Genomic DNA, 15,632 nt, shown 5'->3' on the forward strand with positions numbered 1-15,632 from the left:
GCATTCACTTTTTTGTCTTTTCCTAACTTCTTACGAACACTACRAAACTTACGCTTCCTATATTTRTTTTGCCTACCATTCCCAAAGAAACGAACCTTGTCATCATCTGTGATCGCTACCGCAGGGACTTTGAGACCTAGGTCTACTCCTAAAATTTTCGTCCCTGCTCTTTCATTTGTAGGAACCATAACAGATATTTGAGCAATCCACTTATTCGATTTCTTTGTGATGCGAAGTGTACCTAACTTATGTTTTAGCAAATCCAAATTGCGATTGTTTTTATCGATTAATAAAGCTCGGACCTTTAAACGAGTGGACTTTCCATTTACCTTAAACGGGATTGAAATATGAGTGGCGTCAAACGAATAATTTTGATTGTTCCATATACAAACAGGCCTCTTTAAAATCGGAATGATTTTATAATTGCTTTTCTTTACTTTTGTAGCAAACAAACTTTTTGCGTCTTTGATTGCTTGATTCTTCACCGCACTTGGGATATTTGCTTCGATATCTTTTGTGCTTTTTTTCGTACTTTTCTTTGCTTCAACCATTTCTGATACAAGTATATTTATGACTTTGATATATTCTTGGCTACTTTGTTCYAATAAACGGATTTGTTCTTTTGTTGGAATCAATTTCACTTTCACTGTTAGGGTCTGTGACATACGTTTCATCCCCTTGTTTTTTGATTTTCAACATCGTTCATGTGATACATTTCTAGCAATAGAAACAAAATAAGAACGTGTCCATAAACTTTACAACTACATGAGGTGAGGAGATTTTCCTCTCAAACACTTTGAAACGTACTTCTATCATCATTGATTCTAGTTACAATGTATCATTTACTTTCGAAAAATCACAACAAAAAGACTTGAAGAAACTACCTATACTTTGGATACTTAACCTTTCGATTTTCAGTGGCACTCCGTATCCAACCTCACTTTCATCCCATGCCTAAAGGCGATGGGCTTTCTCGTTCGGAAAGGGCTGTAAGCTTTGTTATCTCGTTATAGGTAAATGTAATATGAATTGTTGTCCAATTGGTCCCATTCTTCTAAACCCTTTATCTTGAAATCCAACTTTCTCATATAACTTTTGTGCCGGAATATTTTTTTCATTTACAGCAAGAATCACTTCATTTTTTACTGGATAATAATATTTTACAAAGTCTTGTAATAACGCCAATGATTTTTTAGCATATCCTTTCTTTTGTTTATTGTGATTAATGGAAAAAGAAGTTAAAAGTATGGCATCCTTATTTTCTGTAAACTCCTGTACCCTATCACCTGTTTGTAATATAAATACACCGACAGGTACTCCGTTATAGTCTAAAATAACAACTACATTTTTCGTTCGATCATTTTTCGCTTTCTCCAGTAATTCACCTGGATTCGCCGTAAATTGAACTTGTTCACTTGGTAAAGTAAATGATTGTATTATCTCTTTATACTGCTCCTTATATGGAACTAATTGTATTTCCCCTGTATGTATGTTCATGCTTAACTCTCCCATTCCTTCAAGTTATTAACTTAAACCTTGCTGTGTTTTAGAATGCACTTTTCCATCCAAAAATGTTATTTTAGCAAATGATTTTGGATCGTTTCCTTTCCAAGCAAAAATTTGCTTAATTCGTGTAGAATGTTCTTCCCCTTCTTCTATGAGTAAATCCCCTTCAAAACCGATTAAATCTTTCACTTCTAAATAAGTCATTCCTTCATTAATATTTGAGAAATGATTTATATTAATGGTCTCTTGCTTTTTATTTTCCGTTATAGTAGAAGACATAGCTGTTTTCTTCTTCACTTCTTTCTTCTGGTCACACGCTGTCATACTAAAACCTATGCATAAACTACCTAATATAAGTGCGCTTTTTTTCATCATAACGGCTGTCCCTCCCCTCATTATTAAACCATATATTCCCTTAAAAATAAACTGAATATTTAATCTTGAAGAAAAACCCCGTACAATTTAGTACGGGGTTTTCACTATTTTTTCAAATGGTTATTTGACTGATCTTCTTGTTCTTTTCGTAGTTCTTGTTCTTCATCTTTTGGTAATTGTTTATCATTATCTTTAATCGGATTCGTTTCTCTATTTTCAATCATATCATTTGGAACTTGCGGCATTACTCGGCCAACAATTGCTGCTAATTCATCAAGTATGCCTTCACCAGTTTTACCTTTTTTAATTTGCTTGCCTATTTGTTTTAGTCTTTCATACGTATCAACATCTGCTACAACGACTGCATTTGCACCGTTCGGGTCATTCTTTAAACTTTCTGCAACAGAATACTTAATTGACTCAACGCGAGTTCGATCAAGTTTCGCTTTCACATCAATACCTACAACAGCATACTTCCCAACTACTACTGCTGTCGCATCGTTTACACCAGGTATACTTGCAGCTAAAGATGCCAGATGATCAGCTGCTTTTTCATTTGGCTTATTTGATTTATTTGTATACGTAACATTTTTCATCGAGACATTTTTTTGTTCTGGCTTTTCATTAGGATTGTCTTTTTTTCCAATACTACATCCAGTAATAACGAAACAAAGCATTAACATATATATAATGATTTTCATTATTTTCACCACTTTATCATTGATGTTTAATCATAAATTTTCTCAACAGCTTGCATCTTCTTCACTTTTTCTTCTGTACCGCTATTTGCGTTAATGAAAATTTGGTACGTATCTTTCCCTAAAGTACCAATATATTCATAACAAAGTACTTCATTATGCAAGTCATTTACTACTACAGCTTTACGTTCTTCCATAACTTTTACATCGGGGTTAATTTTCTTTCTCGCCTCAGCAGCGGTTAGCTTCGCACTCGGAATCGTTCGTTTTTGATGTGATGCTAAATATTCCTTTGCGGAAAAACCAACAATCGACCCATCATCTAAAGCAATTTTCATTTGGATTGCTTCTGGATAAATACGCACTCCATTTTCATTTACAACGTACGTAAACACACCGATATTATCATATTGAGAACTATCAAACAGCTCCATATTTGTAAACTTGTGATCCTTTAAAAATGTTAATCCTTTACTTCCTGCATCATTTAAACTGATTTTTTGCTCTTTAATTTCTCGGTTGTTCATTACCCAAATTGGATATCCACCTTTTCCGGTAATATCCATATAATACTCATTGTTCGTTGCTGGATCTTGAATTTTCACACTGTAGAATGATTCTTTTGCACCTTTTCCACTTTTCTCAACTTCTACTTTTTCATTCCCTTTTAAGTTTAAAAATGATTTCGCGATTTTTTCCGCTTCCGCTTTCGAAATCGCCTTTCCTTTTGCTTCAAATCCGCCTTTTTTATTCTTTTGTGCACTTGTAAAAGTCGGTCCAAAGTTTGTGGACGAGTATGATGTTACATTCTTTTCTACCGTCTTTAATCCATCGATAATTGTGTTATCTGCTGGATCTTGGTTTGACGCAAGAGCCATTTCTACATCCATCCAGCGAAGATTATTTTTCAATACAAGATGCTGCACTTTTCTCAGTTCATCTTGTATATTTGCTGCATTTGAATATAAACCTTGTAACGTTTTATATTCTTGATCATTTAACGGATCTTTTTCTAAATCACGAACCGCTGCACGATAACTAAAATCACCGATATTCGCAAGGAACTCTTCCGTTTTATTAAATGGCATTAATGTTAAAGGTAATTGTCCTACATCAGAACGAGCCTCTGATGTTAAACGCCATACATCTACTAAAGCTGGCGATAATGAGGAACGTGAATTCATCGCCAGTGTTGTTCCAATTTTATCGTGTAATAAATCAACTTCATATGCTAAATCATGAAACGCACGCTGATAACTATTTTCCGCTCGAATTAATACTGCATTTTTCTCTTGATGCTCTTTATAGCCCCAATACCCTGTTCCGACTACACCTACTGTTAACAATACGATGATAATACCTCGTAACATGTTTCCACCTCCGCTCTATTTACAGAAAATATGCTTACCAATTTTTTTAATTTGTGGACGAGTCCAAATCCATTTACTTGTCGCAGTATCCGGGTTGAAATAATATAATGCATTCCCAGTTGGGTCCCATCCATTGATTGCATCTAATACGGCTTTTTTCGCATTTTCATTTGGCGTTAAATATATTTGTCCATCTGCTACTGCTGTAAATGCTCTCGGCTCAAAGATTACTCCTGAAACAGTATTTGGAAATGATGCACTTGTGACACGGTTTAAAATAACCGCAGCTACTGCAACTTGTCCTAAATACGGCTCACCACGGGATTCTCCGTATACAGCGTTTGCCATTAACTGAATGTCATTTTGAGAATAACCGTTTGGAACATTTGTCCCTGTACTTTTTGGCGGCTTATTTTCCTGTGTACCTCCACCACTGTTCCCTTTATTAGTTGTAGTATCTTTATTAGCGGTCGACTTATCATACTTCGTTGCCTTTACAAGCATTTGCTTCGTTTTAGCACCCGCTAAACCATCAACTGGCAATCCGAATTTTTGCTGAAAGTTTCGAAGCGCCCAATATGTACCCCATCCGAAAACACCATCAACTTTCCCAGTATAAAATCCGTTATATTTCAAACGAGTTTGCAGTTCAATGACATCTTCTCCAGATGCCCCTCTTTGAATCACTTGATTAGAAAAGGCTTCCACATTTTTGGTTTGTATACTACTTACCATTAAAGATAGCCCGATAAAGACAAGCAAGATCGCTATCTTAAAAACAGCTTTTTGACGCATGTATTTCCCTCCTTAATTACGGAAATGATTTCATGGTTATGTTTTGTAAAACCCTCGCTTTTATGTAAAGAAGACAAAAAAATCCAAACTTATATGCTTGAAGAAATATGTAAACAATATACAAAAAGAATAAAAGGAGCTTATTATGAAGCGATTCCTCGTACGTACAGCATTTATATTTTTTTTAATAACAATATGTTCAAATATACATACCGACCCATCTATTGTTCACGCACAACCGCCATATGCAAAATGGGGTAAACTAGCCGTTGAAAAAACGAAAGAACAATATCCGAAAGCTGAGATTATCGATTACCTTCATATAGGTAGACAACCAAAAACTGTTCAAATAACAGTTGAAAAGTTTAAATTATGGCTACGTGAGGGTGGAAAAGAGTATGGTGTTTTTGTGGATGTAGAGTTTGATACGAAAACAGAGGAATTTTTAAAGATGTCCTTTCAGAAGACAAGTCGGTAAAACAAAAAAACCTCCGTCTTTACATACAGACAGAGGTTTCTTTATGTACTTCTTCCTTAATAAGGAGGATTATTTTTTATATGCAAAGATCGATTCCCTAACATTTTTACTAATCCGCAAATAGCTCCAATAACAACGGATATCCCTATACTATATAAAAATACTCTCCCATATCCACCTATTCTCGGATCTAAAAACGGATATGGGTACCAATTCACGAATGGCCCGCGTATTAAGCTACAGACAACATATAAAAGCGGGAAAACAACCCCATTGCCGAATTCTTGCCAATCTTCTCCTGTTGTCATCGTTAATAAATGATACAGTGTTAATTCCCTTTTTTTCTCCGGTACATTGGGAATCCATGTTGTGATTGGTGTATGTATATTATTTATAAATCCTTTATCAATTGCGATACCAATTAATATAGATACGATACTTTTTGTAATCGAATTAATTTTAAATAAGTCATTTGCACAGTCTATCGTTTTATAGTACTCAGTCGTTAATTCCCCCTTTTGATAAACAAGAAATGTATTAACCTTTTTCTTTTCAAATTTATTTTGTAATTGCTCGAAATTCAAGAAATCTTCCTCCATCTAAACGGTTATGTAATATTTGTAGTTCATCTCGTTCTCTCTATTAAATCATATTTGTTATTAAAACAAAAAAATAAACTTGCCAGCATTTAATAGCTGACAAGTTTATTTTTATAATTTCGTTCGAACGTTCCAAAGCTCTGGGAAGAAGCATTGATCAAGCACTCGCTTTAAATAAGATACGCCAGAAGAGCCACCTGTTCCCATTTTATGACCAATAATTCGTTCTACCGTTTTCATATGACGGAAACGCCATTGTTGTAGCCAGTCTTCAATATCGATTAATTTCTCTGCAAGCTGATATAAATCCCAATATTTCTGCACGTCCGCATATACCTCTATCCAAGCCGCTTCTACAGTTGCATCCTCTTCGTAAGGCTGCGTAACATCACGATTTAACACATCTTTATGAATTGGAAATCCTTCTTTAACAAGGGCTTGTATCGCCACATCATACAAACTTGGTGCATGAAGTGCTTTATGAAGACGAGCATGTAATTCTGGGTCCTTTTCATAAATTTTTAATGCATGTGGTGTTTTATAACCAAGTGCATATTCAATCATTCGATATTGATACGATTGAAAACCTGAAGCCTGACCAAGTGAATCGCGGAACTCAATATATTCTGATGGCGTTAATGTCGCAAGAATATCCCAAGATTGAATAATTTGCGACTGAATTTTTGATACACGTGCTAACATTTTAAAGGCTGGTGGTAATTTATCTTGTTTAATAGATTCAATCGCTGCATTCAATTCATGTAAAATTAGTTTCATCCAAAGCTCACTCGCTTGATGGATGACGATAAATAACATTTCATCATGATGATCTGATAATCTTTGTTGACTAGATAATAAGCTATCTAGCTGTAAATACTCTCCGTACGTCATATTCTCCTTAAAATCCGTATGAATCCCTTTTTCCATAATTACCTTTTCATTTTCTTTCATATTAGCCAAACGCCCCTTTGTGTTCATTTCTACTTATATTGGTCTAATAACAGCTCGAACTGGACTCCCATCCGCATCTGTTAATGCAAGTGGTAATGCAATAAGTTCGTAATCGCCGTCTACTACGTGATCGAGTACGACATTTTCTAAAATGTGAATTCCATGTTTAAATAATTGATGATGTGCTGCTAGTTCTTTATCATCTAAAGGATCAACAGATGGTACGTCCACCCCGATTAAACGAATTCCCTTTTCAGAAAGAAAGGCTGCAATATCTGCGCGTAAATGCGGGATTACATCTGGGAATTCATTTGCTTTACCATGTGAAGATGTACGTAATAACAATCGTTCCACACCTTCTAAATGAAAGTTTTCTAATTCCTTTTTCCCGATGCTTTCAAGATTAGAAACGTCAATGATTCGCGCTGGGCCAACATAAACTTGAATATCTAAATCCAACACCTTCTTACCGTCATTATCAAAATGAAAAGGTGCATCAATATGAGTACCTGTATGGATACTCATCGTTAACTTTCCGACATTTACTGAACCACTGTTTTCTTTTGACCATGAAACTTCATACGAGAACGGTGTATCCCCTGGCCATGTCGCGATATCATTATTTAGTGGTTGTGAAATATCAATCCACTGCGATGTTCTCATGCTTACGCCACAACCTCTCGCTTATTTTCAAAGTTTTTATATTCTTCATTTTTCATAATTTTCTTTAAGATTTGTACAGAGTTCCATACTTCCTCATACGTATTGTATAAAGCAACAGGCGCAAGTCTAACTCCATTTGGAGCTCTAAAGTCTGGAATAACCCCATTTGCTTTTAACGCTTTACAAATACGCGCCGCCTCAGCATGTTCTAAATAAATATGCCCGCCTCGTTTTTCATCCTCTAATGGATTTCCAATTGTAAATTCAAAGCCTTTTAATTCATGTTCAATTAAATCAAGCATATATCTCGTAATATGTAATGATTTTCCACGTAACTTCTCAATACCAGCTTCTTTAAAAATTTCAAGAGAACCGATTAATGGTGCAGTACTTAATACGTGAGGTGTCCCTATTTGATAAGCTCCAGCATGGTCAGCCGCAGTTAATGAATGCTCCATATCAAATTGCTTATCTTTTCTAGAACTAAACCAACCAGATAATCCTGGGAGTCTATTAAAGTGTTTATTATTTACATAAAGGCCTGCAACACCACCAGGACCTGCATTTAAATATTTATAATTACACCATACAGCGAAATCTACATCCCACTCTTTAAAATGATGCGGAATGGAGCCGATTGAATGACATAAATCAAAACCGATATGAATACCACGTTTATGAGCTTCAGCTGTTAATCGCTTCATATCAAGAATTTGTCCACTCCTATATAGTACAGAAGGCAATAATATTAAAGCGATATCATCGGTCATCGCATGAATAATATCATCTTCAGAAAGTGTTCTTCCATCTCGGCTTTTCACTCGTACTAAATGTTCATCTGGATCTAAGCCTTTTAAACGAATTTGACTCTGAAGTGCATAAATATCTGACGGAAAAGTTAATTCATCCGCAAGAATTTTTGTTCGTATTCCTTTCGGCTCATAAAACGTCGCAATAACTTGATGTATATTCGCAGTCGTGGAACCGGTTACAATCGTTTCTTCCGGTAAAGATCCAATAAGAGGTGCTGTCAATTCACCCAATTTCTCCGAAAGGAAAAACCATGGATGCTCACCTTCAGTCCATCCATCAATCCCAAACTCTTTCCATGAATCTAGCAAGGTAAGTAACGATTTCTCTGCTCTTTTTGAAAGCAACCCTAAAGAGTTACCATCTAAATATATTGTTCCTTCTTTTTTATAAAATTCAGATTGGAAATCTTTCAGTTCATCATGTTTATCACATTCAAGCGCATACTCATAAGTTGGTTGAAATGGTTCTTTATACATGGTGTCACCTTCTTTTAATTTTCTTTTTATTCTAACTAATTGAAATATATCACTTAAATTGATATAACGTCAATGATATTATGTCAGTTGACTTTATATACAAACTTCTTTTACAATACAATTATATTTTCAGATATTTCAGTATAAAGAGGTGATTCCTTGAAAAATTCTACTCTTTCAACAAGAAAACACCGCTCCTTAGAAACAAAAAAGAAACTATTACATTCCGGTTATACTATGTTTATAAAAAACGGATTTCAGAAAACTACAATCACGCAAATTATTAAACATGCAGAAACTGGTTATGGAACAGCATATGTATATTTTAAAAACAAAGATGCTCTCCTCGTCGTTTTGATGGAAGATGTTATGAATCGCTTTTATGATATTGCTGATCGCTCTTTTTCCCCTCAAACAAAGGTCGAAGCACGAGATATGATTCAGAATCAAGTGCGCGCTTTTTTACAGTTAGCACAAGAAGAAAGAGCTATATTACAAGTTGTTGAAGAAGCAATAAGAACCTCAAAAGAAATACGTCAAAAATGGGATGAGATTCGCGAACGCTTTGTAACACGGATTATACAAGACATTACCCATTCCCAGGAAAATGAATTAGTACGAACTGAGTTAAATAAAGAGATTGTCGCATGCGGCTGGTTCTCTATGAATGAAACGTTTCTTTGGACAATCGTGCAAAATGATAAAGAACTAGAATTAGAAGAAATTGTACATACTTTAACGGTAATGTATACGACGGGGTTATATAAATAGCACATTATAACCTCAAAAAACCGTTACTCAATATGCTTAGTAACGGTTTATTTAAAATATTTTATTAACGATACAATAATACAAAATAGCGATGCAAGTAAAAGCAACAACCCCATATTCTTATTCTCTTTTTCATCCTTCTTAACGTTTTGTATCCCCATACCGGCAAGCATAAAACCTAAAAGTAATTGTAAAATGAGCATACTTTGCTTCGAATCATCATTCCAACTGTAAATAGAATAGCCCATTATAATAAAAGCGAGTATGAATGTGATAATTCTAATCATAAAAACACCCCCTGTGTGATTCTATTGTTTTAACCTACTCACCATTCCAACAATAAACTTATACTCAGCTCTACTTTTTCTTACTTTCTTAAAGCCCTCTTTCGTATCAAAAATAAAACACGTTTTCCGAAACCAAATCCGTACATATAAAGACTCAAAATAAATTGGTTTATTAATTCCTCGTTCCTCGAATTCAGTTCCATCTTTATTTTCGGTTTCCGTTCGAATGAACCACCTATTCCCGATTCCACTTTCAATATACTTCACATGCTAACCCCCTTCAGGAAATCTTCTTTCTAATTATTCTATTATTTCCCTGGCAAGCGCACATTCCGACAGAACGTGAGCCCATAAAGAAAAAGCAGATTACAAAAATCTACTTTTATAGCCTAAATTTTTGCATACGTTTATAAAATGTACTGCGTGGCACATCTAATAGTTTTGCAGCTAATGAAACATTTCCGTTCGTCTTTTCTAGCGCTTCAATCATGCTATCACGCTGTATTTTTTCACGGGAATTTAATGTATGCTCCGTTTTATTTTCTGCTTGCAATTCAAGTTGATGTTGATTTCCAATCATTGTTTGTAATAAAAAAGAGATTTGTTTTTCGCATATTTCCCGTCCTTGCGACAAAATGTATATGCGTTCTAATACATTTAATAATTCTCGAATATTTCCGGGCCATGTATGCTGTGAAAATTGATTACAAATACTCTTTGGAAATACAACATTCCAATCCTTTCGTTCACAAAAATGTTGTATGAAGTACGGAATATCCTCTTTTCTTTCTATTAACGACGGAACATATAGCGGATAAACATGTAAACGATAATATAAATCTTGACGGAATTTCCCTTCTTCTACTAATCGTAGTAAATCTTTATGTGTCGCAGTAATAATACGAATATTTACTGGTACCTCTTTTGAACTACCAATTGGGGTTACTGTTCGTTCTTGCAAAACACGCAATAATGCCACTTGCATCTCTGGCGGTACTTCACCAATTTCATCTAAAAATATTGTTCCTCCATCTGCTTGTTCGAATTTCCCTTTATATCCTTGGCGCCGCGCACCTGTAAACGCACCTTCAGCATAACCGAATAATTCACTTTCCATTAATTCTTTCGGTAATGAACCGCAGTTAACAGCTATAAAAGGACCATTTTTTCTTGGACTATTTTCATGAATCGCTCTCGCTACATATTCTTTCCCTACACCTGTTTCTCCACAAACATATACACTAGCGTCAGTTGGTGAAACAAGCTTAATTTCTTCTAAAGTATGTTGAAATACGCTGCTTGTCCCAATAACTCCAGGGAAAGTAATTCCGTTTATAAACGGGTAAGTAGAAAATAAATTTTCTTGTTTATTTTCCTTTAAGTAAATACATTTCCCAATCATTCTATCATTACTATATACCGGTACCTCTAATTTAGGTTTCAATCCATTGTGCAATAAATCTTCAAGTTTCATTCGTGACCAATTACATACTCGTTCACGAACCCTCTTGCTCGCAGAAACGATAACATCACGATGGTTACAAATAACAACTTGTTCATCACTGTCAATTACATCTAAAAAACGATGGATTAAATGCAGTTCATTTTGATGTACTCGAATACTACATTCACGTTCAATCGCATGCGCGATCGAAGTTACCATTCCGAGCATATATGGATGTGAAAACTCAATTGGACAAGAGAAATCTAGAACACCAATTAATTTCCCGTCATCATTATGAATCGGAGAGGCCGCACAGCTCCAGCTATGAGATGCGACAGAATAATGCTCTGTACCACTTATCATAATAGCCTCTTCAATCTGTAACGCTGTTCCTATCGCATTTGTACCAACAGCTGCTTCCGTCCATTTCACACCTTCAATAAAATTAATATGTTTCGCTCGTTTCAACGTTTGCTGATTTCCACTTAATGATAGAACATAACCATCTGGATCAATTAATAATGCCATCATTTGCAGTTCATCAATGGTTTTTCTCATATTTTGTATTTGAGGTATTGCTATATCAAGGAAGATTTCACTCTTTTTCTTTTGATCCTGAAAAATATCAGAAGACAAAATTTTCTGACCTTTATTCATATGAGGATTCACATTTGCTTGTTTACATCGATGCCATGACTCTGAAATTCTTTCGTTTATACGGTTCGAATCAAGGACTCCTTCATCCACAAACTTTTTCCATGTATGTAAGTAAAACGGTGAAGCTAACATTGTATCATCTCCCCTATTAATTGTTTTGGAGATTTATAAAACATACTTTTATTATAAAACTGAATAAAAGCGTTTTCAATACAACTAGAAAGATGACACAAATATGTTAATAATTTGAATATCTTAATGAACTTCTTTATTCTTTTTTAGTAGAACTATATTTTGTATAATGGACGCAAAGAAAATACATAACCAAAACCACTTTTGTGGATTGCCGTTTATAAAGAAAACTATCACCGCTATTGCAAATAAAATGGTGGATGCTAAACTAAAATATAATTTTGTTTTAATTCCCATTATTCCTCACCCCTCTATCACTTTACAGTACATACTAACTCTTCATTTTTTAACTCTAATATGTACTCCTGTAAAACATATTCTTTCCCGCCATGTTTTTCATACCAATCATGTATTCTTTTAACATGTATCTTGTCGCTTCTAATTTTTGATTCAATTTCTTTATACTGTTCATAACTATCATATTCCCATATTGCAAATACTTCAGTCGTACCATCATTATTATCTTTCATCCAGCGTCCTATTAAACGAGAACCATATTTTATTTGATTAGGTAAATTAGTATCATTGAAATGATCATTAAATATTTCTATGAATTCATTTTTTACTACATAGTATTTCCTTCTGTAAAACATACTTCTTCACCTCTTTTATGAAAAGTATTAGTAAACCTTCCCATTACTACCGTATTATAATACTTACCATCTGACAGTTTTTTATCATTTTTTAGAATACCTTCTACCTCCAAACCTAACTTTTTATAAAGCTGAATAGCTTTCTCATTTGTCTCTAACACTTGCAATGATATCTTTTTCACTTCATTTTCATCAGCCCACTGAATAGATTGTTGCAATAGACTCTTACCCATTCCATATCCCCAAAACTCTCTTAAAATACAAACACCCAACTCTACTTTATGGGATAATCTCTTCAAATTTGATCCTTCACATCTCGAAAATCCTACGATTCGGTTGTGCACTTCTGCAACTAAAAAAAGATTCTTCATCTCTTCACTATCTGTTTTTACTATTTTTTGAAACCCTATCTTATCAATAAACCCCTCTCCAGCTTCTCTATCCATATTTTCAGTTTCGCCATCGATCTGAACTCTAATTTCTGATAACTGCTCAGCATCCGTTTGAACTGCAGAACGAACTGTATAAGTTAATCCATTTATATGAAACTCTTGTCCTTTTATAATCATTTCAAACTCCTTTTAAATGAGGTCTATTGACGCTATTACAATTTCTTTACCTTGTTTCTCAAATTGTTGAATCGTTTCTTTACTAGCCCCTTCATCTGTTATTATAAGGTCAATTTCTATCAGTGACTCTCCTTTTATAAAGCAGTCTATTCCAAGTTTATTATGAGGAGCTAAACAAATATTTCTTCTAGCAATTTTACTTACTGTTTTTCCAAAATAAGCAACTTCCGGTGTCGCAGTACTTATACCATTCAATGAAATACCGCCACCTGTAGAGAAATAAAGATCAATAGAGAATCTACTTATCAATTCAGAGGCCAGTGTATCTGTCATATTTCCTGATGGTTTCACTTTTCCACCAATTAAGTACGTATCAATGTTCTTATATTCTCGTAACTTACTAGCAATTTCTAAAGCATTCGTAATAACTGTAAATGATGTTTCAGGTAAATACTTTAACATGGCATAATGAATGGAAGCCCCGCCAATAAAAACGGAATCTCCTTCTTGTATGTAGGATACAGCAACTTTCGCAATCGCATCTTCATCTATTGAACTATCACGATAACGTTTCGATGGTTCGGCAGCTAAGTTTCTCACTCGCGTAAGTTCAACTGCACCTCCGTACGTTCTTTTTAATAAACTCTCTTTCTCCATAATAGATAGATCTCTTCTTATAGAATCAATAGACATATCAAAACTTTCCGCAAGATCCTTTGCGATTACTCTTCCATCTCTCTTAAGTAACTCTAAAATTTTCTCTCTACGCTCTTCAGTGAACATGTTATCACCACCATTATTGAAGATTCAGAAATTTAATCTTTATTTTAATTATATGCATGCTTTTTCTGTATTACAATATTTTCAACTCTTATTTATTCAGCTTTATACAGTTTTTCTCCCTCTTTCTATCCCATTAACTTGAAAACGAAATAAATGTATATTTGCATATTCCACAAACATACTTCCATTTCCCTTCCTACTGATGTAAAATTATTCCTATGTTTTACTTTTTAATACAGAAAGGGATTACTATGAAATCTATAATTAAAGTAACTTGTACAGCATTATTATTTACAGGAATAATGGCAGGATGTAGTGGAAATACTGCACCAAAACAAGAAAAGAGCGCTTTTGAAAAGGATGCAATGCACTATGGGGAAATATTTAAAAACGAATACTATAGAGCAACTGTTGAAAATGCAAAATTCGATAAAATAGACAAAGAGTGGCGTCTCACAGCTCGCGTTACTATAAATAATGCTCGTGCTGACGGACAAACGATAGATCTTTCAGAAATAAAATATTTCATAAAAGATGAAAAAACGGGTGAAAAATACGAAGGTGAATTTATACAAAATGAAAATGCTAAAAAGGTTCCATCTGAGTTTTCTTTAACTACCGACATTGTATTTAATATGAAAACTTCTCCAAAAGATTTAAATAATATGTATTTATACATAGATAGCAAAGCTGCGCCGTTAACAGATACATATTGGAAACTTGATAATTTAGCATCYAAATAAAAAACAGTCATATAAGACTGTTTTTTTGTTTGTAAAGTTATAAAGTTTACTAGTTACCCATCTCAAGCAATACATCTTTTGCACAAATCGTCACTTCTTCAAATGGGCAATCAAATAAAACACCCAATTCGAAGCCTTCATTAGTAAGATCTATTTCATGTCATAACCACCAAGCACCTTCAAAATTTTCCGGAATAGAACATTTCGTTACGCCTGTAAAAGTTACTTCCAGTTTGTCAAATTCACTGAAAGTACCACTGCAATCTAAAGTTATAATTAGCGTATCTTTTGATCTTCTCTCTACTGATTTGACTACACTGTCATGTAGTGAGCAATTATGTAACTTCATAACATTTGTTGGGAGTTTTTTCTTAATCGAATGGAAGTGCTCTAAGTAGAATCGATCTAAATGAGCCCTTCGTTTCTCACAATCCTCTATCCATTCTTTCATAAGTTTTTTCAATTCACTAGAAGGATATTCTGAATTAATTGTGGTGCTATGAATAAATGGATGTATGGATTCAGGAAGAAATTTTAATAAATCTATTTTCCTTTCCTTTATTTCCTCTATTAAACTTTGTATATCCATTTCTGACCATTCTTTTATAGACTCTATAAAACTTACAAATTCTATAATTTGCATTTCTTTATACCAATCTTTATTGAAATACTTCAATGGCTTTCCTCCTAAAACATTTCAACATCCAACAAAAGCGATATATCTATTTATTATATCATTCCAATAACTATTTTTTCTAAAGAATAAATGCAAAACTGTAAATATTCCGCCTATTATTTCTAAAACTTCAGAATATTTACAAAAATGTGAAATTAGAATACATTTTACATGTACAAGTTTTACATGTACA

The 15,632-nt window shown here is 34.1% G+C and carries 19 protein-coding genes and 1 pseudogene; 3 read left to right on the top strand and 17 right to left on the bottom strand.

Features of this window, described 5'->3' with window-relative positions:
- The 6 genes from AC1DS7_RS26485 to sleB all read right to left on the bottom strand — a co-directional run.
- Nucleotides 1-665: nuclease/transposase family protein (locus AC1DS7_RS26485; RefSeq protein WP_476999300.1), on the bottom strand; the 665-nt coding region annotated here is incomplete at its 3' end.
- Between the two features lie 334 nt (nucleotides 666-999).
- Entirely contained in the window at nucleotides 1,000-1,497 is a 498-nt protein-coding gene (locus AC1DS7_RS26490; RefSeq protein WP_002142027.1) for a GNAT family N-acetyltransferase, read from the bottom strand.
- Between the two features lie 27 nt (nucleotides 1,498-1,524).
- Nucleotides 1,525-1,881: a hypothetical protein gene (locus AC1DS7_RS26495; protein ID WP_002127693.1), complete on the bottom strand. Its 357-nt coding sequence runs from the start codon at nucleotides 1,879-1,881 to the stop codon at nucleotides 1,525-1,527.
- 104 nt (nucleotides 1,882-1,985) lie between these two features.
- Entirely contained in the window at nucleotides 1,986-2,582 is a 597-nt protein-coding gene (locus tag AC1DS7_RS26500; protein WP_002085166.1) for a YhcN/YlaJ family sporulation lipoprotein, read from the bottom strand.
- Between the two features lie 26 nt (nucleotides 2,583-2,608).
- Complete coding sequence (gene ypeB / locus AC1DS7_RS26505) at nucleotides 2,609-3,949, bottom strand: germination protein YpeB (RefSeq protein WP_016101301.1); 1,341 nt, start codon at nucleotides 3,947-3,949, stop codon at nucleotides 2,609-2,611.
- A gap of 15 nt (nucleotides 3,950-3,964) precedes the next feature.
- On the bottom strand, nucleotides 3,965-4,744 hold the full coding sequence (gene sleB, locus AC1DS7_RS26510) for a spore cortex-lytic enzyme (RefSeq protein WP_002013086.1): 780 nt from the start codon (nucleotides 4,742-4,744) through the stop codon (nucleotides 3,965-3,967).
- Between the two features lie 145 nt (nucleotides 4,745-4,889).
- Here sleB and AC1DS7_RS26515 point away from each other — a divergent pair, with 145 nt between their 5' ends.
- Entirely contained in the window at nucleotides 4,890-5,222 is a 333-nt protein-coding gene (locus AC1DS7_RS26515) for a DUF3889 domain-containing protein (RefSeq protein WP_016101300.1), read from the top strand.
- A gap of 56 nt (nucleotides 5,223-5,278) precedes the next feature.
- On the opposite strand, the gene AC1DS7_RS26520 is transcribed toward AC1DS7_RS26515, so the two are convergent.
- From AC1DS7_RS26520 to kynU, 4 genes are all read right to left on the bottom strand, one after another.
- A complete protein-coding gene (locus AC1DS7_RS26520; RefSeq protein WP_476999301.1) occupies nucleotides 5,279-5,806 on the bottom strand; it encodes a Pr6Pr family membrane protein in 528 nt (175 codons plus the stop codon).
- A gap of 126 nt (nucleotides 5,807-5,932) precedes the next feature.
- Nucleotides 5,933-6,772, bottom strand: coding sequence for a tryptophan 2,3-dioxygenase (gene kynA / locus AC1DS7_RS26525; RefSeq protein ID WP_000661975.1), 840 nt, complete (start codon nucleotides 6,770-6,772; stop codon nucleotides 5,933-5,935).
- A gap of 33 nt (nucleotides 6,773-6,805) precedes the next feature.
- Nucleotides 6,806-7,435 carry an arylformamidase gene (kynB, locus tag AC1DS7_RS26530; protein WP_427342924.1) on the bottom strand — a complete coding sequence of 210 codons (630 nt, stop codon included), beginning with the start codon at nucleotides 7,433-7,435 and terminating at the stop codon, nucleotides 6,806-6,808.
- A 2-nt stretch (nucleotides 7,436-7,437) separates the two neighbouring features.
- Entirely contained in the window at nucleotides 7,438-8,724 is a 1,287-nt protein-coding gene (gene kynU, locus AC1DS7_RS26535; protein WP_476999302.1) for a kynureninase, read from the bottom strand.
- 159 nt (nucleotides 8,725-8,883) lie between these two features.
- On the opposite strand from kynU, the gene AC1DS7_RS26540 reads away from it, so the two are divergent.
- Nucleotides 8,884-9,495: a TetR/AcrR family transcriptional regulator gene (locus tag AC1DS7_RS26540; protein ID WP_016101297.1), complete on the top strand. Its 612-nt coding sequence runs from the start codon at nucleotides 8,884-8,886 to the stop codon at nucleotides 9,493-9,495.
- Nucleotides 9,496-9,542: 47 nt separating this feature from the next.
- Here the strand turns inward: AC1DS7_RS26540 and AC1DS7_RS26545 are convergent, their stop codons facing one another.
- From AC1DS7_RS26545 to AC1DS7_RS26570, 6 genes are all read right to left on the bottom strand, one after another.
- Nucleotides 9,543-9,782: a DUF3953 domain-containing protein gene (locus AC1DS7_RS26545; protein ID WP_476999303.1), complete on the bottom strand. Its 240-nt coding sequence runs from the start codon at nucleotides 9,780-9,782 to the stop codon at nucleotides 9,543-9,545.
- A 21-nt stretch (nucleotides 9,783-9,803) separates the two neighbouring features.
- Nucleotides 9,804-10,049 (bottom strand): DUF3977 family protein, encoded by a 246-nt coding sequence (locus AC1DS7_RS26550; protein ID WP_476999304.1) that lies wholly within the window; start codon nucleotides 10,047-10,049, stop codon nucleotides 9,804-9,806.
- A gap of 115 nt (nucleotides 10,050-10,164) precedes the next feature.
- Nucleotides 10,165-12,015: a sigma-54-dependent Fis family transcriptional regulator gene (locus AC1DS7_RS26555; protein WP_476999305.1), complete on the bottom strand. Its 1,851-nt coding sequence runs from the start codon at nucleotides 12,013-12,015 to the stop codon at nucleotides 10,165-10,167.
- Between the two features lie 314 nt (nucleotides 12,016-12,329).
- Nucleotides 12,330-12,668, bottom strand: coding sequence for an NIPSNAP family protein (locus tag AC1DS7_RS26560; protein ID WP_002127705.1), 339 nt, complete (start codon nucleotides 12,666-12,668; stop codon nucleotides 12,330-12,332).
- Nucleotides 12,641-13,237 carry an N-acetyltransferase family protein gene (locus tag AC1DS7_RS26565; RefSeq protein WP_476999306.1) on the bottom strand — a complete coding sequence of 199 codons (597 nt, stop codon included), beginning with the start codon at nucleotides 13,235-13,237 and terminating at the stop codon, nucleotides 12,641-12,643. Before AC1DS7_RS26565 ends, AC1DS7_RS26560 begins: the two co-directional genes overlap by 28 nt.
- A 12-nt stretch (nucleotides 13,238-13,249) precedes the next feature.
- The gene (locus AC1DS7_RS26570) at nucleotides 13,250-14,020 is read right to left on the bottom strand and encodes a DeoR/GlpR family DNA-binding transcription regulator (RefSeq protein WP_016101294.1); all 771 of its coding nucleotides are present in this window, start codon (nucleotides 14,018-14,020) and stop codon (nucleotides 13,250-13,252) included.
- Nucleotides 14,021-14,271: 251 nt separating this feature from the next.
- Here AC1DS7_RS26570 and AC1DS7_RS26575 point away from each other — a divergent pair, with 251 nt between their 5' ends.
- Nucleotides 14,272-14,763: a hypothetical protein gene (locus AC1DS7_RS26575; protein ID WP_016101293.1), complete on the top strand. Its 492-nt coding sequence runs from the start codon at nucleotides 14,272-14,274 to the stop codon at nucleotides 14,761-14,763.
- Between the two features lie 49 nt (nucleotides 14,764-14,812).
- Here AC1DS7_RS26575 and AC1DS7_RS26580 read toward each other — a convergent pair.
- A pseudogene (locus AC1DS7_RS26580) lies at nucleotides 14,813-15,439 on the bottom strand (DUF4085 family protein).
- Between the last annotated feature and the right edge of the window lie 193 nt (nucleotides 15,440-15,632).

This window comes from Bacillus sp. P4_E1, from assembly GCF_056401715.1.

Bases quoted from the DNA above. Each gene is read 5' to 3' on its own strand.
- AC1DS7_RS26490 (WP_002142027.1), bottom strand. From the start codon at position 1,497: ATGAACATACATACAGGGGAAATACAATTAGTTCCATATAAGGAGCAG.
- AC1DS7_RS26495 (WP_002127693.1), bottom strand. From the start codon at position 1,881: ATGATGAAAAAAAGCGCACTTATATTAGGTAGTTTATGCATAGGTTTT.
- AC1DS7_RS26500 (WP_002085166.1), bottom strand. From the start codon at position 2,582: ATGAAAATCATTATATATATGTTAATGCTTTGTTTCGTTATTACTGGA.
- ypeB (WP_016101301.1), bottom strand. From the start codon at position 3,949: ATGTTACGAGGTATTATCATCGTATTGTTAACAGTAGGTGTAGTCGGA.
- sleB (WP_002013086.1), bottom strand. From the start codon at position 4,744: ATGCGTCAAAAAGCTGTTTTTAAGATAGCGATCTTGCTTGTCTTTATC.
- AC1DS7_RS26515 (WP_016101300.1), top strand. From the start codon at position 4,890: ATGAAGCGATTCCTCGTACGTACAGCATTTATATTTTTTTTAATAACA.
- kynA (WP_000661975.1), bottom strand. From the start codon at position 6,772: ATGAAAGAAAATGAAAAGGTAATTATGGAAAAAGGGATTCATACGGAT.
- kynB (WP_427342924.1), bottom strand. From the start codon at position 7,435: ATGAGAACATCGCAGTGGATTGATATTTCACAACCACTAAATAATGAT.
- kynU (WP_476999302.1), bottom strand. From the start codon at position 8,724: ATGTATAAAGAACCATTTCAACCAACTTATGAGTATGCGCTTGAATGT.
- AC1DS7_RS26545 (WP_476999303.1), bottom strand. From the start codon at position 9,782: ATGATTAGAATTATCACATTCATACTCGCTTTTATTATAATGGGCTAT.
- AC1DS7_RS26555 (WP_476999305.1), bottom strand. From the start codon at position 12,015: ATGTTAGCTTCACCGTTTTACTTACATACATGGAAAAAGTTTGTGGAT.
- AC1DS7_RS26560 (WP_002127705.1), bottom strand. From the start codon at position 12,668: ATGTTTTACAGAAGGAAATACTATGTAGTAAAAAATGAATTCATAGAA.
- AC1DS7_RS26565 (WP_476999306.1), bottom strand. From the start codon at position 13,237: ATGATTATAAAAGGACAAGAGTTTCATATAAATGGATTAACTTATACA.
- AC1DS7_RS26570 (WP_016101294.1), bottom strand. From the start codon at position 14,020: ATGTTCACTGAAGAGCGTAGAGAGAAAATTTTAGAGTTACTTAAGAGA.